This is a genomic window from Maricaulis alexandrii (genome assembly GCF_005871165.1).
GTDB classification, from domain to species: domain Bacteria; phylum Pseudomonadota; class Alphaproteobacteria; order Caulobacterales; family Maricaulaceae; genus Maricaulis; species Maricaulis alexandrii.
Map to the genome: position 1 here is coordinate 276393 of NZ_SWKP01000009.1, position 25323 is coordinate 301715.

Consider the following 25323-nt stretch of genomic DNA (forward strand, 5'->3'; position numbering starts at 1 on the left):
GCAATGGCCCGGCATCCGGTTTATTCCGGCCGGTATTCATACCGCCGCCAGGACCAGTAGGTATCGCCGCCATCGCGGACACAGACCCAATCCCGGCTGCGCAGATGCGGCCGCATCATGCGGTTGAACCAGCCATGCGCGCACAAGACAACCGGTCCGGCTGCAGCCGCCTCGATGAGGCGGTCGACGGCGGCCCCGGCGCGGGCTTCGGCCTCGGGACGGGACTCGCGTCCGCGGGCATGGCCCATCCACCAGGAACAGCGGGCAAACACGCCCCAGGTCTTGGCCATGAACTTGCCCGGCAGGGCCGGCGGCGGCAGTTCGGCTTCCACGAAAACCGGATCGATCACCAGATCCCGCTGCGGCGCCACGGCCTTAGCCGTCTCGATGGCGCGCTGGAGCGTGGAGGCGAACACGGTGTGGGAGGCCGCAGCGGCTTCGACCAGCGCATCCGGCGCGCTCTGACCCTCCGCCAGGCTGGCCGGCTGGTAGGTATTGTCCCACCAGTCCTCATAGCCCCGCCAGTCCAGCCAGGCTTCCCGATTGGCATCCGGCTTCCCGTGCCGGGCAATCGTGATGCTGCCGGGCCGGGTCGGGGCGATATCGGAGGAAGACGCAGTCATGATGTGGGCGGAACGGGTCAACTCGCTTGGGGGCGGGCGGTATCGACTGGAGCGCCCCGTCGCTGCCGGCCAAAAGGGTCTGTCAAAACTCAGGCGTCGTGGAGGGCCTGCACGAAGGCGCAGGCCGAGCGGGCCAGAGCCGGGCAGTCGTATCCGCCCTCCAGTACGGAAACAAGACGAGAAAACGCAAATTCCCGGGCAATGCCAGCCAGTTGTGTCGCGGCCCAGGCGTAATCCTCGTCTGTCAGGCGAAAACCGGCCAGCGGATCATCCGCGTGCGCGTCGAAACCGGCCGAGACCAGGACCAGGGCCGGCTCGGCCCGGCGCAGCGCCGGGATGACCTCCGCCTCGAAGGCCCGGCGCCAGGACTCGCTGTCCGTGCCTTCGGGCAGCGGAATGTTGACGACATTGCCATTGAGGCCCGTCTCCCCCGCACTGCCGGTCCCCGGATAGAGCGGGGCCTGGTGCAGGGAGATGAAGTGGACGCGCTCATCGGCCTCGGCCAGGCATTGCGTGCCATTGCCGTGATGGACATCGATGTCGACGATGGCGACCGAGGGCAGGCCGTGCACGTCCAGCGCATGCTTGGCAGCGACGGCGATCTGGTTGAACAGGCAAAAGCCCATGGCCTGGTCCGGCTCGGCATGATGACCGGGCGGGCGGGCCAGGACGAACCAGGCGCCCTCCCCGTCTTCCACCGCGCCATCGACCGCCATCAGGGCACCGCCAACCCCGCTCAGCGCGGCGCGGGCCGAGGGGCCTCGCACCAGCGTATCGGCGTCCAGGGCGACCCAGTTTTCCTCGCCCGCTTCGGCGCAGGCCGAGAGAACCCGGTCGACATGGTCCACCGTGTGAAATCGGGCCAGCGCCTCCACCGGGGCCTGTTCGGCGGTCAGCCATTGCGAGACCGGTACGCCCTCCAGCGCTTCCCGCACGGCGGTATAGCGGCCGGCATGTTCGGGATGCCCGTCGGGCAGGCGGTGTTCGAGGCTGGCGGGGCTGTCGACAATCGTCGTTTTCATGCGCACCAGTGTCGTCAAAACACCCCGCCTTGCCCAGCCCCAATTCTGCGCCGGTCAGGCAGGAAGATGGGCGGCCAATCCGTTCGAACGGGCGGGCAGAAGCACGACATCTTCCATGAACTGCCTGTAGTCGCAGAGGATTTCCTCATCCGCCTGGATGTCGCGCGCGGCCACACCGCTGCCGTCAGCGGCGGAGAAGTCCAGATTAGGCGTGTCGCAATGATTGAGGAAGCGGGCATGGTCGCCATCGAGGAGATAGGCACCCAGCGTGCGATCAAAATAGGCATAACGCCGGATGAAGCCCTGATAGACTTCGGGGCGTTCCGCGACCTGAAGCGGCGACAGGAGAATGTCGACCGCCGGATCAAGCTGCCAGAGTTTCTGGCCCTTGGGAATGAACTGCGACGCGAAGACACCCAGCCCTTCGAGCGGGCTGGGAGAGAGATAGGTTTCGACCAGAAGCATGGGCCGGACACTCCAGCCGGCCGCGTCGACGGACGGCGAGGATCATGTGGCGGGATGCCCGACCACAGAGTGCGACGCTCCACTGTCCATATTGGCGAATTCTCAAAAAGCGCAAGCGGGATTTTATGCGTTGGGGTTCAAAATCCGTAGGGCGAGCCGCCGCGGATCCAGGCAATGGCAAAGGCCACGGCCAGACCGGCAATCACCACCACACTGAACCACCCTGATCCCGACCGCGTTTTCATGTCCTGCCCCTCGCGTTTTGGCGCTGTCGGAGCGGACATTAGCGGTGAATCCCATTCACGGTGTGACGCAGATCACGCTCCGCGTCCCACCGTGAGGATTTTTGTCGGAATACCTGTCGAACTCAGTGTTCCGGAGCCAGATTCATGATCTTCACGCCCGGCGGGGCCGGCGGTTCTTCCGGCACGAAGAAGTCCGGCAGAAGCTCGATATCCGGATCATAGGAATACTGGTCCAGATCGCGCTCGCCCTCATCCCAGAGGAAGCTGTCATCGATCAGGAAATTGCCGGTGAACTCCGAGGCCGGCTTCAGCAGGACCTTGTAGGCCGTGTCCGCGAGGATTTCCGGCTTGCGGCAATTCTTCATCGCCTCCTCGCCGGCCAGCACGTTCGAGATCGCGGCGGTGGCGACGGCGGTGCGCGGCCAGATCGCATTGGCGGCGATCTTGCCCTTGAACTCCTCGCCCCAGCCCAGAATGCACAGGCTCATCTGGTATTTGGCGGAGGTGTAGGCGACGTGCGGGCCGAACCACATGCCGCGCATGTCCAGCGGCGGCGCCAGGGCGATGATGTGCGGGTTTTCCGCCTTCATCAGGTGCGGCAGGCATTTCTGCGTGGTCAGGAAGGTGCCGCGGCCATTGACCTGGTGCATGAGGTCATAGCGCTTCATCGGCACATCCGCCGTGCCGCGCGGGAAGATGGCAGAGGCATTGTTGATCACGGCATCAATGCCGCCGAACCGGTCAACCGCGGCCTCAACGGCCGCTTCCACCGCCGCTTCGTCGCGGATATCGCATTTCACGGCGAGGGCCTGGCCACCCGCCGCCTCAATGCTTTCCGCAGCGGTATGGATCGTGCCTTCCAGACGCGGATCCGGCTGGTCGGACTTGGCCGCGATGACGATATTGGCGCCATCACGCGCGCAGCGCTGACCGATGGCCAAGCCGATCCCGCGGCTGGCGCCGGTGATGAAAATGGTTTTGCCCTTGAGACTCACGACCGTTCTCCCCGTGTGATTGTTATGGGGAGAGACTAGTGCGCGCGGATGCAGGCGGCCAGAGGTCTACTGCCGGACCCGGCCAATCACATAACCGAGTGGTACCATGCCCGGCCCACCCCGCACCCGGCTGTCCACGCTTTCATCCCGGTTATCGCCGAGAATGAAGACATGGCCGGACGGAACCGTGGTGGGGCCGTACTGGTCGACGAGGCTATGGGGTCGGCTGTCGTAAACGGAATAAGGCTCAGCTCCAGGCAGGCTTTCTTCCAGGCGCTCCGCCGTGACGGGTCGAGGAAAATGATAAGGCGTATAGGTCTCGCCGCCGAGGGATCTTGTGGGTACCGCCACGCCATCCAGGATCAAGCGGCCATCCACCATTTCGATCCTGTCACCCGCTATAGCGACAACCCGGCCCAATTTGGTCACGGTGCGGCCGATCGTACTGCGGTAGGTATAGACGACCACATCACCGCGTTGCGGCTGGGCCCGAGCCCACAAAGGCTGGCGGCGGTCGCCGAGGATGGAACCAAGATTGAAGGCCAATCCCTGCGCCGTGATGCCATAGGCGAACTTGTCCACCGAAACCTGCTGGCCCTGTTCATACGAGGGACGCATGGTATCGGAAAGGAAAACGTAGACGCCATTGGCGCTCAAAAAGCCGACCCCCGCGACACTGGCCGTCAAGGCAGCGCCGATAATCAACCAGACCCGCATGGCAATATCCGGACCTACAGCCCGCGCCAGACGCGACCGCGCGGACAGTAAAGGCCTTCCTCGCGGCGGCAGCGTTCGAAGGTGAAGAGCACGGTCTCGGCACGGCCGACGACATTCTCCAGCGGCACCAGGCCCGGACCCTCCGGGTGGCGGCTGTCGCTGGAGGCGTCGCGGTTATCGCCCATGACGAAGACGGTGCCCGGACGCACGGTCACGGGGCCGTAATTGTCGAGCGGGGCATTGTCGCGCTGTTCGTAGATCGAGTGCTCGCGGCCATTCGGAAGGACTTCATTATAGTGGGTCACGGTGACCGGCAGGCCCGACGGGTGTTCGCGATAGGTACGGATCTCGTCGAACTCGCGCGGCACGGCCTCGCCATTCAGGTAGAGGCGGCCCTCGCGCACTTCCACGACATCGCCTTCGACACCGATCACGCGCTTGATGAGATTGCGCGGCGGCGACTGGCGCTCATCGCGGAACACGACGACATCGCCGCGCTGCGGATTGTGCCAGGCCAGGCGTCCATTCCAGCCTTCCGGCAGGATGTAGCCGATCCCCAGCGGCAGGGAGTGCACGGAATAGCCATAGGCCCATTTGGACACGGCGACCCGGTCACCGACTTCCAGCGAGGGCTGCATGCTTTCGGACGGAATGTGGAAGGCGGCGAACCCGAAGGTCACCAGGCCCAGCCAGACCGCCAGCACACCGCCGAGAAAACGGACTGTTTCAACAATTTCACCGGCAGCACGCCCCGCCAGACGCTTCATCAGGGGATTCATTTCAGTTTCACCGCCGTTCCATAGGCCAGGATTTCCGCTGCGCCTTCCATCACGGAGGAGGTCGACAGGCGCACGGTCACGATCGCGTCCGCGCCCATCTCCTCGGCATGCTTGCACATGCGGTCGAGGGCGGTTTCGCGGGATTCGGCGAGCAGGTCCGTATATTCGGGCACTTCGCCGCCGACGAGATTGCGCAGGCCGGCGATGAAATCACGCCCGAAAAAGCGGGCCCGCACGACATTGCCCCGGGCTATGCCCACAACGCTGTCGATCTCGCGGCCCGGAATGGTGTCCGCCATGGAAACGATCAGGCTCATTCTTCCTCCCCGTCCGCGAACGACACGCGGTGTGCCGGCGCCCGCAGATACATGATGGCCAACCCGAAACCCGACAGGAGCAGGGGCCAGGCCCAGACATAGGTGGCCGGATAGGGCAGATACCAGTCTGCAAACCATCCCAGCCCGACCAGTACCGCATACCCGGCCAAACCCAGCAGCAAAAGCACCGGGCCCAGAACATCCCACAGGCGTGCCAATGTCATCCGGACTCTCCTCAAAGCGGCAAGCCGCAAAACCGGCATACGGCGAAACGGGAACGCAACCAAGGCTTCGCCCGCATCATGACAGCATTTTCAGACAAGCGTGGCATCACCGCCGCAGGACGCGGAACGGGACCAAGGGGCGCGCAATCCCCTTTCTTTGGTCCCCATTTCGCCATGATCGGCCGGCAGATTGCGATCATCATGAGTGACACGATCTACGAACCCAACCCCGCCCCGACGGCTGACCGCGACGACAAATGGCTGACCGGCCTGAACTATGTCCTGTTCCTGGTCGGCAATATCATCGGCGTGTCCAGCCTGATCGCCGTGATCATCGCCTATGCCCGCCGCGATGCGGCGCCGCACTGGCTGCAATCCCACTATACCTACCAGATCAAGAGTTTCTGGGCGGCGCTGGTCGGCGTCGTGGCCTGTTCCGTGCTGATGGTGACGGTGGTCCTGGCACCGCTCGGCCTGCTGGGCCTGGCCCTGGTCTGGATCTGGATGGCGGTGCGGTCCGTGATGGGGCTGATCCGCGTCATCGACGGACGCGGCCAGCCCGATCCGCACGGCATGTGGGTCTGATCCGTCGACGGATCAGAAGCCCACATCCGCGATCATTTCCGACCCCATCGTGATGTCATCGACGCGCGACGGCGCCAGCGTCATTACCGATTCCGCGAAGAAATTGGCCAGCGCGATGCGCTCGGCTGCGAAGGCCGGATCGCCGATTTCCTCTTTCTGACGGCGGCGGGCCGCCACGGCCCCGACGCAGAGCAACCAACCGCCCACGGTCTCACCGGCCAGCGTCTGGAAGGGCGTGGCCCCGGCCAGACGATCCTGCATGTCGGCCTCTTTCAGCCAGTCGACCGCCTCACGCATGGATTCCAGACTGTCACGCAGGCGCTCGCCCAGCGGCGGCAGATCCGGATGGGATGAGGTGTCACAGGCCTCGATCGTCTGCTCGATATCATCGAACAATTCGTCGAAGGCCGCGCCACCGGCCATGTTCAGCTTGCGGCCGACCAGGTCGATGGCCTGGATCGCATTCGTGCCTTCATAGATCGGCGTGATCCGGGCATCGCGCAGATGCTGGGCAGCACCGGTTTCCTCGATATAGCCCATCCCACCATGCACCTGGATGCCGGCGGAGGCGACCTCGACCCCGATATCGGTGGACCAGGCCTTGGCGATCGGCGTCAGCAGATCCTCACGCCGTTTGAAGGCGGCCTTCTCATCGGCATCCTCGGAATAGTGGGCCAGATCGGCCGCAACAGCGCAGGACACACAAATGGCGCGCGCCGCGGCGATACGGGCACGCATCCCGGCCAGGGTCCGCTTGATATCGGGATGGTGGATGATGGCGTGCGGGGCCGGACCGTCGACGTCCAACGCCATGCCCTGCTTGCGCTCGCGGGCATAATCCAGCGCTTGCTGATAGGCCCGCTCGGCAATGCCGACGCCCTGGACACCGACATTGAGACGCGCCGAGTTCATCATTGTGAACATGCAGCGCATGCCGGCGTTCTCTTCGCCGATCAGCCAGCCGGTCGCATTGGTGTATTCCATCGTACAGGTCGGCGAGCCGTGAATGCCCAGCTTGTGCTCAACACCAATGGCGCGCAGATCATTGCGGCTGCCATCCGGCAGGATTTTCGGCACCAGGAAGAGCGAGATCCCCTTCGTACCCGGCGGCGAGTTCGGCGTGCGGGCCAGGACGAGATGGATGATGTTCTCGGCGCAGTCATGCTCACCCCAGGTGATGTAGATCTTCTGGCCGGACACGGCCCAGCTGCCATCATCATTGGGCTCGGCCTTGGTGCGTAGCGCACCGACATCGGACCCGGCCTGCGGCTCGGTCAGATTCATCGTCGCCGACCATTCCCCGGTCAGGAGCTTGGAGAGATACATCTCCTTCTGCTCGTCCGAACCGTGCTCGATCAGCGCCTCGATGCCGCCATAGGTCAGCATGGGCCCCAGGCCGAAGGCCAGGTTGGAACCCTGGATCATTTCCAGCACGGCCACGCCGAGCGCCCGCGGCAGGCCCATCCCGCCCAGCTCGGCCGGGAATTGCAGGCCCTGCCAGCCACCTTCGACGAATTGGGCATAGGCATCCTTGAACCCGGTCGGCGTGGTGACGACCTCACCCTCCAGCTTGCAGTGCTCGGCATCGCCGACACGATTGAGCGGGGCGAGCACATTCTCCGCCAGCTTGGCGGCTTCATCGAGGATGGCGGCGGTCAGATCCGCAGAGAAATCGGCAAAGGCACCGGTCGCTTTCAGGCCTTCCACGGCCGCGACTTCTTCCAGCGTGAAGCGCATTTCGTCCACGGGTGCGCGATAAGTCATGCTCGACCTCCGATCAGGTTTTGGGGTTCTGTGCTTTTTCTTGTCTGCGCGGAACATAGCGTTTCGTCCGGATGATGCGAATCCGGAAACAGTGTTTTCTCCAACCTGCGACAAGCTGTGGCTTTTCGGACGCGGCCACAGGGTGCATACCTTGTGTAACAAGCCGCCGGAGCGGCTTTGCGAGAGGGACCGCCATGACCGACACGCCGCGCTACACAAGCATTGCCATCATTCTGCACTGGATCATCGCCGCCTTGCTGATCGGCATGGTGTTCTTCGGCTGGTACATGGAAGACCTGAGCCATGGCTGGCGAGAGGGCTTAGTCTCTGGCGAGCAAGTTCAGCAGGCCTATAACTGGCACAAGACGATCGGCCTCCTGATCCTCCTCCTGTCGCTGGCCCGCCTTGCTTGGCGCCTGACCCACAAGACACCGGGCATGCCGGACGGGATGAAGCCCTGGGAGAAAATGGCCGCCCACGCCGTGCACTGGGCCTTCTATGTCATCATGATCGGCATGCCGATCATGGGCTGGATATCTGCTTCGGCCTGGGAGTTGCCCTCTTTCCTGTTCAACAATCCCGACGTGCCAATGCCGCGCCTGCCCGTGCCGCAGAGCGAAGGCTTGCACGACGTGTCCGGCTCCATACATGGAGCGGGCGGCTGGCCGATCCTTATCCTGTGGGTGCTGCATGCGGGCGCCGCGCTGAAACACCAATTCCTGGACAAGGATGGTCTGCTCGGCCGGATGATCCCCCTGCCCTTCCTGAAAGGATAAGTCATGTTGCGTCGCGTTTTTGCCTTTGCCCCGCTCCTGGTCGCGTCCCCCGCCTTTGCGCAGGACTGGACCGTTGATGCGGAGACGAGCTCGGTCGGTTTCGAGACCACTGTCTCCGGCGCGACGGTCAGCGGCGAATTCCCGGACTGGTCGGCCGACATCACGCTGAACCGGGACGACCTGGAGGCCGCCCGCATCGAGGCCCGCGTCCTGACCGGCAGCGGATCGACGGGCAATACGCAGATGGACCAGTCCATGCTGTCCAGTTCCGGTCTCAACCCGGTCGAGCACGAAGCCGCGACCTTCACATCCGAAGATATCCGCGCGACGGATGAGGGGTATGAAGCCCATGGCGTGCTGACCATGGCCGGGTCCAGCCAGGAGATCGTCCTGCCCTTCACGCTCGACATCTCCGGGGGCCGCGCTGTGGCTGACGGCCGCTACACGCTGGCCCGCGCCGATTACGGGGTCGGCTCATCCAGCTGGGGGTCGGCCGCCAATGAGGTCACGCTCATCCTGCATATCGAGGCGGACGCCGCGGAATAATCGGACCTGCAGGCTTGCAAGCCTGCGCAGACAGGCCTAGCTGACGGCCCATGAGTGCGCCGATCAAACCCGCCACTGCCGAGGCCATTACCGAAGCCGCCGACATCCTGCGGCGCGGCGGTCTCGTCGCCATGCCGACCGAGACGGTCTACGGCCTGGCGGCCGATGCCGCCAATGCCGACGCGGTCGCCCGGCTCTATGCCGCCAAGGGCCGTCCCAGCTTCAATCCGCTGATCGCCCACGTCACCGGCCCGAAAATGGCGAAGACCGTCGCCGAATGGCCGGAGCTGGGTGCCAAACTGGCCGGCACCTACTGGCCCGGTCCGCTGACCCTCGTCTTGCCGAAAAAGCCAGACGCCGCGATTGCCGACATCGCCAATGCCGGACTGGACAGCCTGGCCCTGCGCGCCCCGGCCCATCCGGCGGCCCGCGCCCTGCTGGCCGAATTCGGCAAGCCCCTGGTTGCCCCCAGCGCCAACCCGTCCGGCTCGATCAGTCCGACCACGGCCCGGCATGTCGCGGACGGCCTGGGCGACAAGGTCGATCTCATCCTGGATGGTGGCGCCTGTCCGGTCGGGGTGGAATCCACCGTGGTGGCCATTGATGGCGACACCGCCATCCTGCTGCGCCCGGGTGGCCTCGACCGTGTCCAGATCGAACCGATCACCGGCCCCCTCGCCCGACCCGATGCCGATGCGCCGCTGGCCAGCCCGGGCATGCTGAAAAGCCACTACGCGCCGGACGCCCGTGTCCGCCTCAACGCGACGGAGAAACGCCCCGGCGAACTCCTGATCGGGTTTGGCGAGATCGGCGGCGATCTCAACCTGTCCGAAACCGGTGACCTGGCCGAGGCGGCCACGCGCCTGTTCGCTGCTCTGCGCGAGATCGATTCCCGCCATCCCGACGCAATCGCGGTTGCGCCCATCCCGGAACGGGGTTTGGGTGAAGCAATCAATGACCGGCTGCAACGCGCGGCCGCCCCGAAGGACTAAGACGCCATGACCGTGCCCGTTTCCCTGCCCGCCGATCTGCTCGACCGCCTCAAGGATGCGCTCGGCCCGAAAGGCTGGAGCCAGGATCCGCACGAGCTGGAACCGCATGTCGCCGACTGGCGCGGCCGCTATCAAGGCGCCACGCCCATCCTTCTGAAACCGGCCAATACGCAAGAGGTGGCAGCCGCGGTGAAAATCTGCGCCGAAGCCGGAGTGGCGATCACGCCCCAGGGCGGCAATACCTCTCTGTGCGGCGCCGCCACCCCGCAGGGAGAAGTCCTCATCACGCTCAAGCGCATGACCCAGGTCCGCGAGATCGATGTCGACAATGACTCGATGACCGTCGAGGCCGGCTGCGTGCTGGAAAACCTCCAGAAAACGGCCGAAGAGGTCGACCGCCTCTTCCCGCTCTCCCTGGGCTCACAGGGCTCGGCGATGATCGGCGGGCTGATCTCCACCAATGCGGGCGGCGTGCATGTGCTGCGCTATGGCATGACCCGCGAACTGGTCCTGGGCCTGGAAGCGGTACTACCGGACGGCACGGTCTGGACCGGGCTGACGGGCCTGCGGAAGGACAATACCGGCTATGATCTCAAGCAATTGCTGATCGGCGCCGAAGGCACGCTGGGCATCATCACCGCCGCCACACTGAAACTCTTCCCGCGCCCGGGCCGGATGGAACTGGCCTTCATCGGCCTCAACTCCGCCGACGAGGCGGTGAAATTCCTCGGCCTGGCCAAGAAGGTCTCCGGCGGTGCCGTGACGGCCTTCGAGCTGATGCCGCGCATGGCGCTGGAACTGGTGCTCGACCATGTCCCCAATACGCGCGATCCGCTGGGCGGGGCCCATCCCTGGTATGTCGTCTGCGAGATGAGTTTCGGCCGCCCCGAAGGCGCACGCGAGACCATGGAAGCGGCGCTGGAAGCCGGCTTCGAGGCCGGCCTCGTCCAGGATGCCGCCCTCGCGGAAAATGACAGCCAGATGCATGATTTCTGGCGCCTGCGCGAAACCATCGCCGAAGCCGAACGCGCCCAGGGCAAGGCGGTCAAGCACGACATCTCCATCCCGGTCTCCAAAATGCCGGTCTTCATGGCCGAAGCCACACAGGCCGTGGAAGCCGAGTTCGACAACACGCTCGTCATCGCCTTTGGCCATGTCGGCGACGGCAATGTCCATTTCAACGTCGCCACTCGCGACGCCGCCGGGGCCGACATTCTCGAGCAGGCCAAGGCCATCTCGACCCGCGTCTACGACCTGGTGGACAGTTATGGCGGATCCATCTCCGCCGAACACGGCATCGGCATCCTCAAACGCGAAGAACTCTCCGGCCGCAAACCGGTCGACGTCGCCGTGATGCGCGCCATCAAGACCGCGCTCGACCCGAAGGGGATCATGAATCCGCGGGTGTTGTTGGGCTGAGGCATAGACCGCCTCTATCCCCACCATAAATCATTTCAGCGGCTGGGCGACTGGAAACCCCGGGGCACGATCCTTATCCTTGTGGGCCAAGGAGAATGTCCATGCTGATTCTGTTGTCGCCTGCGAAAAACATGAATTTCGACCCGGTCGAACGGTCCCTGCCGTCCACGACCCCGTCGCTGATTGATGAGACGCGCATCCTGTCCAAGACGACCCGTCAGCTGACCGTCTCCAAGCTGAAATCCATGATGGGGATCAATGAGGATCTGGCGAAGCTCAACCGCGAGCGTTTCCAGGCCTTTGATGCCGATCAGCCGGGCGAGAAACAGGCGGCCTTGGCCTTCAATGGCGAGGTCTATCGCGGTCTCGATGCGGCGAGCCTGTCCGAGGATGACCTGGATTACGCCCAGGATCATCTGCGCATCCTGTCCGGCCTTTACGGCGCCCTGCGCCCGCTGGATGGCATCCACCCCTACCGGCTGGAAATGGGCCGCAAGCTGCACACGCGGCGCGGCGAGAACCTGTATGATTTCTGGGGGTCCAAGATCGCTCAGGAACTCAACGGGCTGATGGAGGACGAGGCCGAGCCCGTCGTCCTCAACCTGGCCTCCAACGAGTATTTCAAGTCGGTCGACAAGAAGACTCTGAAAGCCCGCGTCATCACGCCGGTCTTCAAGGAAGAGAAGGACGGCCAGCTGCGCGCTCTCATGGTCTACGCCAAGAAAGCCCGCGGCATGATGGCCCGCTGGGCCATCGAGAACCGCATCTCCGACCCGGCCGATCTGGTGAAATTCGACGCCGGCGGCTACCGGTTCGAACCGGAAGGCTCCAAGGGCGACAGCCTGCTCTTCACGCGGCCGCAGCCGGCACCAGCAAAAGCGGCCTGAACCACAATTCCAACGCGAGCCGGACTGTGCTAATGTCCAAGGGCCGCAGGAGGTGGCTGGCACCACCTCCTTTGGCCGCCCTTCAGGCGATTGAGAGACGGATCAACAGGCTCCACCCACCGATCCGTCGTCTCGTCACCGAAAGGACGAGGCAGCATTTCGGAAACCGAAACATCGCCACCTCCTTGGTTTTGCGCCGGCCTCAGTGCCGGCGCATTGCGTTATATCACAGTTGCACGTCATGGTTGCACCTTATGCCGTGGAATGCCGGGCCACACTTGACCCCTCCCCCGGCTTCCCCTTTCTTGGCGCCAGCACAAACTTGAAGGGTCATTCATGTCTGGAATTCGTACAGATCTGACGGGACAGGTGGCGGTTGTCACCGGCTCGACGAGCGGGATTGGCGCGGCGATGGCCGAGGCGCTGGCGGAAAACGGAGCACATGTGGTTCTCAACGGGCTGGGCGATGCCGGTGAGATCGAGGCGTTGCGCGCGAAGATCGCCGCCGATCATGGCGTCGAGGTCCGCTACCACCCGGCCAACATGATGAAGCCGGACGAGATCGCCGACATGGTGGCCTATGCCGAGCGCGAGTTCGGCCGTCTGGACATCCTGATGAACAATGCCGGCATCCAGAATGTCGCCCCAGTGGATGAATTCCCCACCGAGAAATGGGATGCGATCATCGCCATCAATCTCTCCTCCGTCTTCCATGCCTGCAAGACAGCGGTGCCGATCATGAAGAAACAGGGCAAGGGCCGGATCGTGAATCTGGCCTCTGTCCACGGCCTGGTCGCCTCGCCCTTCAAATCGGCCTATGTCGCGGCCAAGCATGGCGTGATCGGTTTCACCAAGACGCTGGCGCTGGAGATCGCCGAGACCGGCATTACCTGCAATGCCATCTGCCCGGGCTATGTGAAAACACCGCTGGTGGAGAACCAGATCGCCGACACGGCCAAGGCGCGCGGGATTTCCGAAGAGGAAGTCGTGCGTGATGTCATGCTGGCCGCCCAGCCGACCAAGCAATTCGTCACCTTCGAACAACTCGCTGGTGCGCTGCTCTATCTTGTCTCCGACGCCGGTGCCAATATGAATGGTACGCAGATCACGGTGGACGGCGGATGGACGGCGAAATAACGATTTCAAGGCATTGGCTGCGGCATGACAACTGAGCCGCTGCGTCCCATTGCCGGCGCGGGGATTGTGGTCTTTCGCGAGGATGAGGTCCTGCTGATCAAGCGGGGCAAGCCGCCCTATCGCGGCCAATGGTCCCTGCCCGGCGGCAAGATCGAATACGGCGAGACGGCCGCCGAGGCCGCCCTGCGCGAACTGGCCGAAGAGACCGGTACTTCGGCCCGCATTCTCGGCCTGATCGATGTCATCGACAGTATCGGCCTGCGCGAACCGGGCCAGCCGGGCGACTGGCATTTCGTGCTGACCGACTTCGCCGCCATCTGGACCGGTGGCGAGCCCATCGCCGACGACGATGTCACCGAGGCCGCCTTCTTCCCCTATGACGAAGCCATCGCCCGGACCGAGTGGGACAAGACCCGCGATGTGATCGGCCGGGCGCGCGACATCGTCCAGGCCTTTACTGCGCCACAATCGGGCGCATGATGCGCGCCATGCGCCTGCTTGTCCTTGCCTGTCTGTGTTTCGCGTTCGCCAGCCCAGCTCTGGCGCAGAAGCCGCGCGTCCCGACACAGCCGGACCCGTCCATCCTGACCGAAACCCCGGTCGAGGACCGGGTCGACCGCGAGCGCACCCTGCCCTATCTCGCCTATACGCTGGGCGAACTCCACTATCTCGCCTTTGCCTGCGAAGGTCCGGACACCCAGACCTGGCGCGACCGGATGGTGGAATTGCTGGCGATGGAAGCCGCCGATAATGGCCGTTTCCGCGATCGGCTGATCGACAGTTTCAACGAAGGCTATCGCGCCCAGCAACGCTATCGCGCCCGCTGCGGCGCCGAGGCCGAAGCGGAACGCCGCGCCCTCGCCCATCGCGGGCGAGACCTGTCGGAAATGATGCGCTCCGCCTATTTCGATTGAACCGAATCCGGCCGCAACCACACTTTGTCACAAGAGGCGGGATGCAGGGCTCGATTGTCCCGTTTCCAACGCCATGAAGTCCGGCGTATGCTGGCGCTTGATTGATCTTGAGGGGGACTGATGCCGGATCGCCGCGCCCAATTGGAAAGCCTGAGTATCGACCGGGAGGCCGAGACAGAGCGGTCCGGTCTGTCGGTCGGCACGACAGCTGTGATTGCACTCATTGCCGCCGGCCTGTCGGCCGGTGGGACCTGGTATGTCATGCGCGGTGAAGCCGATGCGCCGCCTCGCGAAACGCCCGTACAGCCCGCATCCGCGCCGGCCGAAACGCCCGCCCCACAATCCCAGACACCCGCCCCGGCCCCGCGTGCGTCCGGCTTGGTCGCATCCGGCTATGTCGTGGCACGCCGCCAGGCCACGGTCTCTGCGGAAATCACCGGCCGGATCAGCGAAGTCCTGGTCGAGGAAGGTACCGTGGTCGAAGCCGGGGAGGTCGTGGCCCGCCTTGACGATGAACGCGCACAGATCCAGCTGCGTCTGTTGAGCGCCCAGCGCGACAGCGCGCTCGCCCGCACCCGCTCCCTGATGGCCCAACAGGCCGAGTCAGAGCGTGTTCTGGAACGGGCCCGGACGCTGGAAGAACGCGGGATCGGTTCGGCCGCTTCCGTCACCTCGGCGCAGGCCCAGTTCGACAGCCTCTCCGCCCAGATCAATGCCGCCCGCGCCGACTACCAGGCCGCCTCGGCCCAGGTTGCCAGCCAGGAAGACCTGATCGACCGGCACGTGGTCCGCGCGCCCTTTGCCGGCATTGTTGTCGCCAAGAACGCCCAAGTCGGCGAAATCCTGTCGCCGGCCTCGGCGGGGGGCGGTTTCACCCGGACCGGCGTGGCCACCCTGGTCGACATGGATTCGCTGGAATTGGAAGTCGATGTGAATGAAGGCCAGATCGGCCGGGTCTCGACAGGCCAGAGCGTGGAAGCCCGGCTGGACGCCTATCCGGACTGGCGCATCCCCGCCCATGTCGAGGCGATCATTCCCACCGCCGACCGGGCCCGCGCGACGATCACCGTGCGTGTGGCCTTTGACGAAAGCGACAGCCGGATCCTGCCGGACATGGCCGCCCGCGTCGTCTTTGCCGAATAGCCCGAAAGAAGGAAGCTCCCCGTGGATACGCTTTATGAACTGACCGACCTGTCCAAGCGATACGCGCGCGGCAAGGAAACGATCACGATCTTTGAAGAGCTCACCATGACCATCCCGCAGGGGGATTTCATCGCCATCATGGGCCCGTCCGGCTCCGGCAAGACCACCTTGCTGAACATGCTGGGCGGGATCGACCGCCCATCCTCCGGCTCCGTGGTGTGTGAAGGCGTCCGGGTCGACAGGCTCTCCGAGGGCAAGCTGGCGCAGTGGCGTTCCCAGCATGTCGGCTTCATTTTCCAGTTCTACAATCTCATGCCCACCCTCACGGCAGCCCAGAATGTCGAACTTCCCCTCCTCCTGACCAAACTGTCGGGCAAGCAGCGCAAGGAACGCGTCGCCACGGCACTCGACATTGTCGGGCTGGCGGATCGCAAGGGGCACCGGCCGCGGCAATTGTCCGGCGGCCAGCAACAGCGTGTCGCCATCGCCCGCGCCATCGTCGCCGATCCGAAAGTCCTGCTCTGCGACGAACCGACCGGTGATCTCGACCGCGTGTCGGCCGACGAAATCCTGGAAACCCTGCAATTGCTGAACAAGGAATTGGGCAAGACCATCGTGATGGTCACGCACGACCCGTCGGCCGCCAAATACGCGCAGCGGGAACTGCATCTCGACAAGGGCCGCTTCATTGAGCAGGTCCAGGAGTCGGTCTGATGAATGACCTCACCCTCATCCGGAAGAACCTGTTCCGAAAGAAGCTCAGGGCCATTCTTCTGACCCTGTCGATTCTCATCGCCTTCCTGATCTTCGGCGTGTTGGGGTCCTTCAACCGTGTGCTCAATGCCGGCGTGGAACTGGCAGCAGCCGACCGGCTCATCACGATGAACAATACCGGTTTCACCCAATCCCTGCCCTATGCCTATTGGGGCCGGGTCCAGGGTGTGGAGGGCGTTCGCAATGCCAGCCATATGAGCTGGTTTGGCGGCTATTATCAGGAGCCGACCCAGGTCGTTCAGGCCTTCGCGGTCGATCCGGAAACCTTCCTCGCCGCCTATCCCGAATTCCTCATTCCGGACGATCAGCGCCAGGCCTTCATCGACCAGCGGAACTGTCTTCTGATCGGCGAGACCCTGGCCCGCCAGTATGACTGGTCTGTCGGCGACCGCGTCCCGCTGCTTTCCAATATCTGGCAGAAGACGGACGGGACCTCGTCCTGGGACTTCGAGGTGTGCGCCATCTACGCACCGTCCATGGAAGAGATGTCCACCGCAGCGGCCTACATGCAGTACGACTATTACAACGAGGCCCTCTCCTTCAATCAGGACCGGGTCGGGATGATCGTGCTCAATACGGTCGACCCGGCAGTGAATGACCGGGTCGCCAACGAGATCGATGCGATGTTCGAGAACTCGCCGGCCCAGACCGACACCTCGACGGAAGCAGCCTTCAGCCAAGCCTTCATCAACCAGATCGGCAATATCGGCCTCATCCTGATCTATGTCGTCGGGGCGGCCTTCGGCATCATCCTTCTGATCGTCGGCACCAGCCTGATCCTGGCCATTTCGGAACGCACGAAGGAAATCGCGGTGATGAAGACGCTGGGCTTCCCGGCCCCGCGCATCTTCCGCATGGTCCTGATCGAGTCCGTCATGCTCAGCCTGGTCGGCGGTCTGGCCGGTATCGGCCTCGCCGCCCTGCTGCTCAAGGGATTGGCCACGGCACTGGCGGGCACCCTGCCCGGCCTGGCTGTCACAGGCGGCATTTTCGGCATCGCCCTGGCGATGATGATCGGGTTCGGCATCATTACCGGCATTGCACCGGCCCTGAATGCCCACCGGGTTCGCATCGTCGAAGCCCTCGGCAAGCAATAGGAGATCGGCATGTTCAAACAGACCGGTGCCATCTCGATGATGAATCTGCGCTCCCTGCCCCAGCGGGCCGGCATGTCGCTCGCCACCGTCCTCTCCATCGCGCTTGTCGTGGCCGTCCTGCTCGGCTTCCTGGCCATGGCCGACGGCTTCCAGAAGACAGTCGACGGAACCGGTTCCGAAGACGTCGCCGTGATCCTGCGCGGCGGCTCCCAGGCAGAGCTCAACAGCGTGCTCAGCGCCGACCAGTTCCGTGTCCTGGAAACGGCCCCCGGTGTCGCGACCGATGCCCGGGGTGATCCGCTGATCTCCGGCGAACTCTATATCGCCGTGGACGGGATCAAGCGGGACCTGGGAACCGAGGCCAACCTGCCCATGCGGGGCGTCGGTGAGCAGGCCCCGCACCTGCGTGGCCAGTTCGACCTGGTGGCCGGCCGCATGTTCCAGCCCGGCACGAATGAAATCATCGTGGGCGAAGCCGTGCTGAGAGCCTTTGTCGGTTTCGAGCTGGGTGAGACCATCCGCATCGGTTCCAATGAGTGGCAGGTCGTCGGCCTGTTCTCGACCGGCGGAACCGTGTTCGAGAGTGAAGTCTGGGCCGATATCGGCGTGGTGCAGAACCTCTATCAGCGCGGCAGTGCGCTCCAGTCCATCCGCGTGCGGCTGACCTCGGCTGACGCCATTTCGGACCTGGAGGCCTTCGCCGAGGCCGATCCGCGCCTGAACGAGCTGGACATTCTCAACGAGCGGGAATTCTTCGCCGGGCAGAGCCGGACGCTGAACACCATTATCCGCCTGGTCGGCTGGCCCCTGTCCATTGTCATGGCAATCGGCGCCTTCGCCGGGGCTTGGAACACGATGTATTCGTCCGTCGATGCCCGCATGCGGGAAATCGCCACCTTGCGGGCCATCGGCTTTTCCGGAGGCGCGGCCGCCATGGGCACGCTGATCGAGGCCCTCATCCTGTCAGCGCTGGGTGGGCTGCTGGGCGCGGCCGCCGTCTATCTTCTGTTCAACGGCGCGTCGGCATCCACGCTGGGCTCCGGATTCACGCAAGTGGTCTTCTCGTTCTCGGTGACAGGCGGGTCGGTGATGGCCGGCATGATCATGGCCATCATCATCGGCTTCCTCGGCGGTCTGGTACCTGCGATCCGTTCTGCCTCTGTGCCGCTGCTGACGGTGCATCGCAGCGACTAGGCCGGCGCGCCGCTAGCCGTAATAGGCGTCCTCGGCCGCACGGAGTTTTTCCTCCTCCTTGTGCGGCGGCAGGATTTCCATTTTCACATGGCGGCGGCGATTGGTGGAGATGACGAAAAAGCGCTTGTCCGGATAGTCCAGCTTGCACTCCAGCATGGCCGACGTGATCAGGTCGACATTCTTGAGGTCGTCATCGGACATGCCGAAGGAATGCGGTTCCGGCCGGCCGTATTCTTCCAGCCCCTTCTCCACGCACTGGCGGATGGCGCGGCGCTTGAGGCCGGCCGTCGTCAGGTGCGGGCCCAGCTCGTCGCGGATCTCCGGATTGGAGCAGGGATAGATGGCCAGATAGTTCGGCTCTTCCGGCAGATGCCCCGCTTCCACCAGAATGCGCAGGCCTTCCATGATGGTCTCGCGCGAGTGCTGGCGCGCGGTGATGATCGCGACCGGCCGGCGCTTGAGCACGGCGTATTTGAAAATCTCCCAGGACGGGCCCTTCCAGTGGGCACTGTCCAGGGCACGGCGGACATCGCGCAGCAGGTATTCCTCGCCATTGCGATCCTTGCCGTCGGCAAACTCGCGATAGGCGCGCGCCGGCGGATCGGCCCAGTCTTCCCAGATGCCCGGCACACCGAGATAGGCCTTGATGTCCTCATACTCATGCTGCCGCATGGCCTTCTCTTCGCCGGTCACCGTGTTGAGCAGGTGTATCCGGGTCGGCAGGTGCAGGATGTTCTCGTCGATGTCGAAGAAATAGAAGCTCTTCCGGTCCACGCTGTTTTCCTTGCTCGGCGGCGCATGATGGGGGCCGGATACGCGTCCCGGCCCGCCGGATCAATACTCTGCGTAGGACTTTTCTTCCACGATGGTGGAGCCCAGCAGGAGATTGATCTCCTTTTTCAGGGCAGCGCGCTTGTCATTGGTGACATAGACGGCGCGGGCCAGGCGGATGAATTCCTCGCCGAAATCGCCCTGGCGCTCGCAATCGCGGATATCATCCTCGATCTCCCAGAGCGCTTCATTGACGGTCTTCAGCGCCGCTTCCAGGCGCACCATCTCGTCACTGGCCGGGACATGCTCTTTCTGGGTCGCGGTCAGGATGTCCAGCTCGGTGCGGACATTCTTCAGCTTGGCTTCATCGCGGATCCGCTCGGACTTGATGCGCAGAATGGTGATCTTGTCGATCAGCTCGCCCGGAGCGATCGCGGTCATGATGGTGGTGGTCACGGGGTTGGTCCTTCCTGCTTGCCGCCTCGCGGGCACGGCTCAATCGCGCTCGGGCGGGGTCCAGTCACTGCCGGCCGACCGGCGGCGGGCCAGGCGCAGAGCGAGGCCCAGCGCTACCCCTACGGCAATCGCCACGGTCAGGTCCACTATCACGGTCAGGACCAGGGTCAGCAGCAACAGGACCCGGTCACCCCAGGGCGTGCGCCAGTAGCTGCCCCAGCGATGCGGCTCGCTCATATTCCAGGCGGTCACCAGCAGCAGCGCCGCCAGGGCCGGCATGGCGAGACGGCCCGCCAGCGGCGCGGCGACCAGCATGATCAGGAGAATGACCAGCGCGTGGACAAGACCGGCCACCGGGGTTTTCCCGCCCGCCCGGACATTGGTCGCGGTGCGGGCAATGGCGCCGGTTGCCGGCAGACCGCCGAACAGGGCCGACCCGATATTGGCGAAACCCTGCGCCGTCAGCTCGGCATTGGGCCGGTGCTGACCCTGGATCATGCGGTCGGCCACCATGGCGGAGAGCAGGGATTCCACGCCCGCCAGAAAGGCGATCACGAGCGCTGAAGGCAGGAGCTCCACCAGCCGTGCCGGACTGATCTCCGGCCAGTGCGGCGCCGGCAGGCCGGATGGCAGGGCCCCGAAGCGCGAAGTGATCGTGTCGACGCCCAGGCCCAGCACGGTCACCAGGCCGGAGGCGAGGATCAGCGCCAGGATCAGGCCGGGAAATTTCGGGGCCAGGCGCCGGAAGCCCAGGATCAGGACAGCGGCCAGCGCGGAAATGCCGAAAGCGCTCCAGTTCACACTGTCCCGCGCGGCCAGCAGGAGGCTGACCGTGTCCAGCGCATTCTCCGGAGCATGGTCCAGCGTCAGGCCGAACACATCCTTGAACTGGCTGAGCGCGATGATCAGGGCGATGCCGATGGTGAAACCGTTGACCACAGCCTCCGGAACGAAGGCGATCAAGCGCCCGGCCCGGAACTGCCCCGCCACAACCAGAATGCTCCCCGCCATCAGGGTCGCCAAGACCAGCCCGTCATAGCCATGCTCGGCGATCACCGAGAACACCACGACGATGAAAGCCCCGGTCGGTCCGCCGATCTGGACCCGGCTGCCGCCGAACAGGGAAATCAGGAAACCGCCGACCACGGCCGTGACAATGCCCTGGGCCGGGTCGGCACCGGAGGCAATGGCGATGGCAAGGCTGAGCGGCAGGGCAACCAGGGCGACCGTCGTCCCGGCGGACAGGTCCGCCAGGAATTGCTTCAGATCATAGGTCTGGAGCGTTGTGATGATCTTGGGCAGCCGCATGAATGACCTCCTACCATTCGCGGCAGGGGATCACCATTGCGACAAAAGCACGCCGCACAGGATCAGCGCTTCGGCAGGGCTTCCATGAAGGTCACCGGTTCGCCGGCCCCTTCGGTGACCAATTCGCCTTCGCGCATGATCGACTTTCCGCGCACGATCGTGCCCACCGGCCAGCCGGTGACCGTCATGCCGTGGAAGGGCGTCCAGCCGGACTTGGTCGCCGACCAGTCATCGGTGATCTCCACCGAGCGCTTCATGTCGATCAGGGTGAAGTCGGCATCCCAGCCGGCCGCCATGCGGCCCTTGTTGGCGATGCCGAAAATACGCTGGGCGCCATGCGAGGTCAGATCGACAAAGCGCTCGATCGTCAGGCGGCCGGCATTCACATGATCCAGCATGATCGGCACCAGCGTCTGCACGCCGGGCATGCCGGACGGGCTCTGCGGATAGGGCTTGGCCTTTTCCTCCAGCGTGTGCGGCGCATGATCTGAGCCGATCACATCCACAATGCCGCGCTGCAGACCGCGCCAGAGACCGGCGCGGTGATAGGCATCGCGCACGGGCGGGTTCATCTGGGCCCGGCCCTTGATGCGCTCGTAGATTTCCGGACCTTCCAGCGTCAGGTGCTGCGGCGTGGCCTCGACCGAGGCGACATCGCGGTGCTGTTCCAGAATATCCATCTCCTCCGCCGTCGAGACGTGGAGGACGTGGATCCGCTTGCCGGTCTTGCGGGCCAGACGGATGAGGCGTTTCGTCGACAGGATGGCGGCTTCGGCATCGCGCACGACCGGGTGGCTGGTCCAGTCCCCGTCCACGGCCAGGCCGCGGCGCTCTTCCAGGCGGAACTCGTCCTCGGAGTGGAAGGCCGCGCGGCGCGAAATGGCGTTGAGGACCCGCTCGACGCCCTCATCATCGGCGACCAGGAGCGAGCCGGTGGAGGCGCCCATGAACACCTTCACACCGCAGCAACCGAGCATTTTTTCCATCTCGGGCAGGACATCGGCATTCTCATTGGTCGCGCCGGCATAGAAGGCGTGGTCGCAATGCATGCGCCCCTTGGCCCGGGCCAGCTTGTCCAGATGCATGTCCGGCGAGGTGGTGGTCGGATTGGTGTTCGGCATTTCGAACACCGCCGTCACCCCGCCCATCACGGCGCACAGCGAACCCGATTGCAGGTCTTCCTTCCATTCCATTCCCGGCTCCCGGAAATGGACCTGGGTGTCGATCACCCCCGGCACGACGGTCAGGCCGGTACAATCGATCACCTCGCCCGCCGAGGCCTGGGACAGATCGCCGATGGCGGCGGTCTTGCCGTCGATCACACCGATATCGGTGATGCCCTTGCCATCATGATTGACGACGTCACCACCCTTGAGAATGAGGTCGAAGGTCTGGCTCATTTTGCAGTCCTTTCCAGCAGGCGTTTGGCCGCATCATACACAGTCTCGACCGAAAGGTCGGCGAGCAGGCTTTCGGGATGTTTGCGCCGGTCAGCATGCGCCGAGTCGATCTCCTCGAAGGAGGCCGGTCCGCGCACCAGGTCGCAATGATCGCCCCAGGGTCCGTAGCAGCGGTCATCCGACGGACCGAACAGGCCCAGCGTCGGTGTACCGGCGGCGGCGGACATGTGCATCAGACCGCTATCATTGCCGACATAGAGCCGGGCGCGTTCCAGACAGGCCGCCGTCTCCGGCAGGCCCAGGCCCAAGAGGTCGATGAAGTCCAGCTCCGGCAGGGCATCATAGATGGGCTGGGCGTATTTCTCGTCGCCCGGCCCGCCCAGCATCACGATATGGGCGCGCGGCAGGACGCCGTCCGGCGCAGTGAAGCGCAGAATGAATTCGGCGAATTTCTCGGCCGGCCAGACCTTGAAAATCCAGGACGCGGACGGGCAGATCGCCAGATACTGCTCACCCACCGGCAAATCGGGCAGGCGGTCTCGCGCTTCAGCCCGATGGGCCTCGGACAGCCACAGGCGCGGCGCGGGCGGATGATCTTCCAGGCCCAGCACGCTGGCTGCCTCGATCACCTTGGCGGTCGGCCGGTCCGCCTGTTTCAGGATGCGGCGCTCACCGGCCCGCAAGGTCCAGGCGGTCGCGGAACAGCGCATGTCGACCACCAGATCCCAGCGCGTGCCCACCGTCTCCTGCCACAACTCGATCCAGTGCCGCCCCATCGGTTTCTTGCGCATCACGATGAGGCGTTCCAGCCGCGGGACTTCAGCGAAAAGGGACGCGGCCAAGGGCCCGCAGGCAATGGTGAAATGCGCCTCGGGCCGGGTCTCGACAAGATGATGGAGGACGCCCGAATTGATGATGGCGTCACCGATCCGGGTCGAGGTGATGAAAAGCACGCGTTCCATGGGTGCCGCCAATAGCGCGCATGAGAGGTCTTGGCCAGACGCGATCTCAATGCCATATCCGTGGTCATGAGCTTGCCCGATACGCTTCCCCACACCCTGCCCGGCCGCGCGATCATCTCGGTGGCCGGAGACGAGGCCCGCGACTTCCTGCAACGCGTCATCACCGCCGATGTCGCCTCGCTGGACTCCGATGAGTGCCGCCCCGGCGCCTTGCTGACCCCCCAGGGCAAGATCCTGGCGGACTTCCTGATTTTCGCCGACGGCCCGACCGTCTGGCTCGATGTTCCTGCCGAAGCCGCCACCCGCCTGGTCAAACGCCTGACCCTGTTCAAACTGCGCGCGAAGGCGGAGATCGTCCTGAACACCGATCTCCACGCGGTCTGGGCCACGACGCCTTTCCCGGGCTCCCGCCCCGACCCCCGTCTGGAGGGCCGGGTCCATCGCGGGATCGCCGAACAGGGCGGTCCGGAAAAACCGCTCGACCGGTTGGAACTGGAAGGCGGCGTCCCCGCCTTCGGTCGCGATTATGGTGAGGCGGAAGTCTTCCCCACCGATGTCAATCTGGATGCCTATGGCGGGGTGGGCTGGAAGAAGGGCTGTTTCATCGGCCAGGAAGTCGTCTCGCGCATGAAACGCCGCGGCACGATCCGCAAACGCTCCATCCCCGCCGTCTTTGCCAGCGAGGCCCCGCCGCGCGGTACGGCCGTCATGGCGGGCGATGCCAAGGTGGGCGCGATCTCCTCCGCGGCCGGACACCACGCCGTCATCCTGACTCGGATCGACAAGCTGGGCACCGCCACGCGCTATGCCGAGGCCGATGGCCAGGAAGCCCATATCACCGTGCCGCAGGCCCTGATCCCGGACGCGCCGCCCGAAGCGGTGTGATCGCGTTCTTTTTTTACCGTCATCCCCCGGCTTGTCCGGGGGACCCCGGCTGACCGGCCAACAGGATGGGTGAGGTCCCCCGGATCCCTGCTTTGCAGGGCCCGTGGGATGACGGAGGATGGAATAATCCTGCCATAATGCTGTCAGCAGGCCCGGAGTAGAGAGACGTCATGACCGAACGCTGCGCCTGGGTGAATTCCCCCGATCCGATCTATGCCGAATATCACGACACCGAATGGGGCGTGCCGGAGTATGACAGCCGGGCGCTCTGGGAAAAACTGATGCTCGACGGTTTCCAGGCGGGCCTCGCCTGGATCACCATTCTCAGGAAGCGCGAGCACATGCGGCAGGTCTTCCACGGTTTCGACCCGGAGATCATTGCCCGCTATGACGACAGCGACCGCGAACGCCTTCTGACCGACCCCGGCATCATCCGCTCAAAAGCCAAGATCGAGGCCGCCATCGGCAATGCCCAAGCCTATCTGGACATGCGCGAAGCCGGCATCGACTTCGCCGACCATCTCTGGAGCTTTGTCGGCGGCGCCCCCATCCAGAATGCCTGGCCCAGCCTCCAGGACACCCCCACCCAGACCGAAGAAAGCCAGGCCCTCTCCAAGGACCTGAAAAAACGCGGCTTCAAATTCGTCGGCCCGGTCATCGTCTACGCCTTCATGCAGGCCGTGGGCATGGTCAATGACCATGAGACCGCGTGTCATCGGCATGGGGTTGTGAAGGCGATGGGGCGGTAGGGGCTTCTTCGCCAGTTGCCGGGGATGAGGACAGGCTACAGGCTCACCCCCCTCCTTCTCCCCGGGGAGAAGCAACTATGTCGTTTGCATTTCTGATTGCCATGGTGTTTGGCGTTTCAGGACGAGGTTTGCAGCCTCGATGAGCTTTCGCATGACGGCGACGTTGACGAGTTTGGG

The 25323-nt window shown here is 64.4% G+C and carries 29 protein-coding genes; 15 read left to right on the forward strand and 14 right to left on the reverse strand.

Annotated elements, in window-relative coordinates:
* Positions 1–20: 20 nt before the first annotated feature.
* The 8 genes from FCS99_RS14225 to FCS99_RS14260 all read right to left on the reverse strand — a co-directional run bounded on the left by FCS99_RS14225 (position 21) and on the right by FCS99_RS14260 (position 5387).
* Positions 21–623 (reverse strand): histidine phosphatase family protein, encoded by a 603-nt coding sequence (locus FCS99_RS14225; protein WP_138513706.1) that lies wholly within the window; start codon positions 621–623, stop codon positions 21–23.
* An 89-nt stretch (positions 624–712) separates the two neighbouring features.
* On the reverse strand, positions 713–1645 hold the full coding sequence (locus FCS99_RS14230) for a histone deacetylase family protein (RefSeq protein WP_138513708.1): 933 nt from the start codon (positions 1643–1645) through the stop codon (positions 713–715).
* Positions 1646–1699: 54 nt separating this feature from the next.
* Positions 1700–2110, reverse strand: a complete 411-nt coding sequence (locus tag FCS99_RS14235; RefSeq protein ID WP_138513710.1) for an SET domain-containing protein — start codon at positions 2108–2110, stop codon at positions 1700–1702.
* Positions 2111–2477: 367 nt separating this feature from the next.
* On the reverse strand, positions 2478–3350 hold the full coding sequence (locus tag FCS99_RS14240) for an SDR family oxidoreductase (RefSeq protein WP_138513712.1): 873 nt from the start codon (positions 3348–3350) through the stop codon (positions 2478–2480).
* 66 nt (positions 3351–3416) lie between these two features.
* A complete protein-coding gene (gene lepB / locus FCS99_RS14245) occupies positions 3417–4067 on the reverse strand; it encodes a signal peptidase I (RefSeq protein WP_138513714.1) in 651 nt (216 codons plus the stop codon).
* A gap of 14 nt (positions 4068–4081) precedes the next feature.
* On the reverse strand, positions 4082–4846 hold the full coding sequence (gene lepB / locus FCS99_RS14250; RefSeq protein WP_138513716.1) for a signal peptidase I: 765 nt from the start codon (positions 4844–4846) through the stop codon (positions 4082–4084).
* Complete coding sequence (locus FCS99_RS14255) at positions 4843–5163, reverse strand: YbjQ family protein (protein ID WP_138513718.1); 321 nt, start codon at positions 5161–5163, stop codon at positions 4843–4845. Before FCS99_RS14255 ends, lepB (FCS99_RS14250) begins: the two co-directional genes overlap by 4 nt.
* Positions 5160–5387 (reverse strand): hypothetical protein, encoded by a 228-nt coding sequence (locus tag FCS99_RS14260; RefSeq protein ID WP_138513720.1) that lies wholly within the window; start codon positions 5385–5387, stop codon positions 5160–5162. The genes FCS99_RS14255 and FCS99_RS14260 overlap by 4 nt, the downstream gene beginning before the upstream one ends.
* 201 nt (positions 5388–5588) lie before the next feature.
* Here FCS99_RS14260 and FCS99_RS14265 point away from each other — a divergent pair, with 201 nt between their 5' ends.
* Positions 5589–5972, forward strand: coding sequence for a DUF4870 family protein (locus tag FCS99_RS14265; protein ID WP_138513722.1), 384 nt, complete (start codon positions 5589–5591; stop codon positions 5970–5972).
* A 12-nt stretch (positions 5973–5984) separates the two neighbouring features.
* Here FCS99_RS14265 and FCS99_RS14270 read toward each other — a convergent pair whose 3' ends face one another.
* Positions 5985–7736, reverse strand: a complete 1752-nt coding sequence (locus tag FCS99_RS14270; protein ID WP_138513724.1) for an acyl-CoA dehydrogenase — start codon at positions 7734–7736, stop codon at positions 5985–5987.
* Positions 7737–7930: 194 nt separating this feature from the next.
* On the opposite strand from FCS99_RS14270, the gene FCS99_RS14275 reads away from it, so the two are divergent.
* The 12 genes from FCS99_RS14275 (at position 7931) to FCS99_RS14330 (ending at position 18615) form a co-directional block, all read left to right on the forward strand.
* Positions 7931–8512 (forward strand): cytochrome b, encoded by a 582-nt coding sequence (locus FCS99_RS14275; RefSeq protein WP_138513726.1) that lies wholly within the window; start codon positions 7931–7933, stop codon positions 8510–8512.
* 3 nt (positions 8513–8515) lie between these two features.
* Positions 8516–9058, forward strand: coding sequence for a YceI family protein (locus tag FCS99_RS14280; protein ID WP_138513728.1), 543 nt, complete (start codon positions 8516–8518; stop codon positions 9056–9058).
* A gap of 50 nt (positions 9059–9108) precedes the next feature.
* Entirely contained in the window at positions 9109–10050 is a 942-nt protein-coding gene (locus FCS99_RS14285; RefSeq protein WP_138513730.1) for an L-threonylcarbamoyladenylate synthase, read from the forward strand.
* A gap of 6 nt (positions 10051–10056) precedes the next feature.
* The gene (locus tag FCS99_RS14290; RefSeq protein ID WP_138513732.1) at positions 10057–11469 is read left to right on the forward strand and encodes an FAD-binding oxidoreductase; all 1413 of its coding nucleotides are present in this window, start codon (positions 10057–10059) and stop codon (positions 11467–11469) included.
* 101 nt (positions 11470–11570) lie between these two features.
* The gene (gene yaaA, locus FCS99_RS14295; RefSeq protein WP_138513734.1) at positions 11571–12356 is read left to right on the forward strand and encodes a peroxide stress protein YaaA; all 786 of its coding nucleotides are present in this window, start codon (positions 11571–11573) and stop codon (positions 12354–12356) included.
* Between the two features lie 336 nt (positions 12357–12692).
* A complete protein-coding gene (locus tag FCS99_RS14300) occupies positions 12693–13493 on the forward strand; it encodes a 3-hydroxybutyrate dehydrogenase (protein WP_138513736.1) in 801 nt (266 codons plus the stop codon).
* 24 nt (positions 13494–13517) lie between these two features.
* Positions 13518–13973: an NUDIX hydrolase gene (locus FCS99_RS14305; protein ID WP_138513738.1), complete on the forward strand. Its 456-nt coding sequence runs from the start codon at positions 13518–13520 to the stop codon at positions 13971–13973.
* 8 nt (positions 13974–13981) lie between these two features.
* Positions 13982–14407, forward strand: coding sequence for a TIGR02301 family protein (locus tag FCS99_RS14310; protein WP_138513740.1), 426 nt, complete (start codon positions 13982–13984; stop codon positions 14405–14407).
* A gap of 120 nt (positions 14408–14527) precedes the next feature.
* The gene (locus FCS99_RS14315; protein WP_138513742.1) at positions 14528–15550 is read left to right on the forward strand and encodes an efflux RND transporter periplasmic adaptor subunit; all 1023 of its coding nucleotides are present in this window, start codon (positions 14528–14530) and stop codon (positions 15548–15550) included.
* Positions 15551–15571: 21 nt separating this feature from the next.
* Positions 15572–16264 carry an ABC transporter ATP-binding protein gene (locus FCS99_RS14320; protein ID WP_138513745.1) on the forward strand — a complete coding sequence of 231 codons (693 nt, stop codon included), beginning with the start codon at positions 15572–15574 and terminating at the stop codon, positions 16262–16264.
* Positions 16264–17421, forward strand: coding sequence for an ABC transporter permease (locus FCS99_RS14325; RefSeq protein WP_138513747.1), 1158 nt, complete (start codon positions 16264–16266; stop codon positions 17419–17421). The genes FCS99_RS14320 and FCS99_RS14325 overlap by 1 nt, the downstream gene beginning before the upstream one ends.
* A gap of 9 nt (positions 17422–17430) precedes the next feature.
* Complete coding sequence (locus tag FCS99_RS14330) at positions 17431–18615, forward strand: ABC transporter permease (RefSeq protein WP_138513749.1); 1185 nt, start codon at positions 17431–17433, stop codon at positions 18613–18615.
* 12 nt (positions 18616–18627) lie between these two features.
* On the opposite strand, the gene FCS99_RS14335 is transcribed toward FCS99_RS14330, so the two are convergent.
* The 5 genes from FCS99_RS14335 to FCS99_RS14355 all read right to left on the reverse strand — a co-directional run bounded on the left by FCS99_RS14335 (position 18628) and on the right by FCS99_RS14355 (position 23512).
* Positions 18628–19389: a hypothetical protein gene (locus FCS99_RS14335; RefSeq protein WP_138513751.1), complete on the reverse strand. Its 762-nt coding sequence runs from the start codon at positions 19387–19389 to the stop codon at positions 18628–18630.
* A gap of 60 nt (positions 19390–19449) precedes the next feature.
* Positions 19450–19842, reverse strand: coding sequence for a DUF6165 family protein (locus FCS99_RS14340; protein WP_233352847.1), 393 nt, complete (start codon positions 19840–19842; stop codon positions 19450–19452).
* Positions 19843–19881: 39 nt separating this feature from the next.
* Entirely contained in the window at positions 19882–21150 is a 1269-nt protein-coding gene (locus FCS99_RS14345) for a SulP family inorganic anion transporter (RefSeq protein ID WP_138513753.1), read from the reverse strand.
* Positions 21151–21212: 62 nt separating this feature from the next.
* Entirely contained in the window at positions 21213–22550 is a 1338-nt protein-coding gene (locus FCS99_RS14350; RefSeq protein ID WP_138513755.1) for a dihydroorotase, read from the reverse strand.
* Positions 22547–23512 carry a glycosyltransferase family 9 protein gene (locus FCS99_RS14355; protein ID WP_138513758.1) on the reverse strand — a complete coding sequence of 322 codons (966 nt, stop codon included), beginning with the start codon at positions 23510–23512 and terminating at the stop codon, positions 22547–22549. The genes FCS99_RS14350 and FCS99_RS14355 overlap by 4 nt, the downstream gene beginning before the upstream one ends.
* A gap of 30 nt (positions 23513–23542) precedes the next feature.
* Here FCS99_RS14355 and ygfZ point away from each other — a divergent pair, with 30 nt between their 5' ends.
* The gene (gene ygfZ / locus FCS99_RS14360) at positions 23543–24397 is read left to right on the forward strand and encodes a CAF17-like 4Fe-4S cluster assembly/insertion protein YgfZ (protein WP_138513760.1); all 855 of its coding nucleotides are present in this window, start codon (positions 23543–23545) and stop codon (positions 24395–24397) included.
* A gap of 170 nt (positions 24398–24567) precedes the next feature.
* Positions 24568–25146, forward strand: coding sequence for a DNA-3-methyladenine glycosylase I (locus FCS99_RS14365; protein WP_138513762.1), 579 nt, complete (start codon positions 24568–24570; stop codon positions 25144–25146).
* The last annotated feature ends 177 nt before the right edge of the window (positions 25147–25323 follow it).

Coding starts and splice junctions, on each gene's coding strand:
- FCS99_RS14225 (WP_138513706.1), bottom strand. CDS start 623: ATGACTGCGTCTTCCTCCGATATCGCCCCGACCCGGCCCGGCAGCATC.
- FCS99_RS14230 (WP_138513708.1), bottom strand. CDS start 1,645: ATGAAAACGACGATTGTCGACAGCCCCGCCAGCCTCGAACACCGCCTG.
- FCS99_RS14235 (WP_138513710.1), bottom strand. CDS start 2,110: ATGCTTCTGGTCGAAACCTATCTCTCTCCCAGCCCGCTCGAAGGGCTG.
- lepB (WP_138513714.1), bottom strand. CDS start 4,067: ATGCGGGTCTGGTTGATTATCGGCGCTGCCTTGACGGCCAGTGTCGCG.
- lepB (WP_138513716.1), bottom strand. CDS start 4,846: ATGAATCCCCTGATGAAGCGTCTGGCGGGGCGTGCTGCCGGTGAAATT.
- FCS99_RS14255 (WP_138513718.1), bottom strand. CDS start 5,163: ATGAGCCTGATCGTTTCCATGGCGGACACCATTCCGGGCCGCGAGATC.
- FCS99_RS14260 (WP_138513720.1), bottom strand. CDS start 5,387: ATGACATTGGCACGCCTGTGGGATGTTCTGGGCCCGGTGCTTTTGCTG.
- FCS99_RS14265 (WP_138513722.1), top strand. CDS start 5,589: ATGAGTGACACGATCTACGAACCCAACCCCGCCCCGACGGCTGACCGC.
- FCS99_RS14270 (WP_138513724.1), bottom strand. CDS start 7,736: ATGACTTATCGCGCACCCGTGGACGAAATGCGCTTCACGCTGGAAGAA.
- FCS99_RS14275 (WP_138513726.1), top strand. CDS start 7,931: ATGACCGACACGCCGCGCTACACAAGCATTGCCATCATTCTGCACTGG.
- FCS99_RS14280 (WP_138513728.1), top strand. CDS start 8,516: ATGTTGCGTCGCGTTTTTGCCTTTGCCCCGCTCCTGGTCGCGTCCCCC.
- FCS99_RS14285 (WP_138513730.1), top strand. CDS start 9,109: ATGAGTGCGCCGATCAAACCCGCCACTGCCGAGGCCATTACCGAAGCC.
- FCS99_RS14290 (WP_138513732.1), top strand. CDS start 10,057: ATGACCGTGCCCGTTTCCCTGCCCGCCGATCTGCTCGACCGCCTCAAG.
- yaaA (WP_138513734.1), top strand. CDS start 11,571: ATGCTGATTCTGTTGTCGCCTGCGAAAAACATGAATTTCGACCCGGTC.
- FCS99_RS14300 (WP_138513736.1), top strand. CDS start 12,693: ATGTCTGGAATTCGTACAGATCTGACGGGACAGGTGGCGGTTGTCACC.
- FCS99_RS14305 (WP_138513738.1), top strand. CDS start 13,518: ATGACAACTGAGCCGCTGCGTCCCATTGCCGGCGCGGGGATTGTGGTC.
- FCS99_RS14310 (WP_138513740.1), top strand. CDS start 13,982: ATGCGCCTGCTTGTCCTTGCCTGTCTGTGTTTCGCGTTCGCCAGCCCA.
- FCS99_RS14315 (WP_138513742.1), top strand. CDS start 14,528: ATGCCGGATCGCCGCGCCCAATTGGAAAGCCTGAGTATCGACCGGGAG.
- FCS99_RS14325 (WP_138513747.1), top strand. CDS start 16,264: ATGAATGACCTCACCCTCATCCGGAAGAACCTGTTCCGAAAGAAGCTC.
- FCS99_RS14330 (WP_138513749.1), top strand. CDS start 17,431: ATGTTCAAACAGACCGGTGCCATCTCGATGATGAATCTGCGCTCCCTG.
- FCS99_RS14345 (WP_138513753.1), bottom strand. CDS start 21,150: ATGCGGCTGCCCAAGATCATCACAACGCTCCAGACCTATGATCTGAAG.
- FCS99_RS14350 (WP_138513755.1), bottom strand. CDS start 22,550: ATGAGCCAGACCTTCGACCTCATTCTCAAGGGTGGTGACGTCGTCAAT.
- FCS99_RS14355 (WP_138513758.1), bottom strand. CDS start 23,512: ATGGAACGCGTGCTTTTCATCACCTCGACCCGGATCGGTGACGCCATC.
- FCS99_RS14365 (WP_138513762.1), top strand. CDS start 24,568: ATGACCGAACGCTGCGCCTGGGTGAATTCCCCCGATCCGATCTATGCC.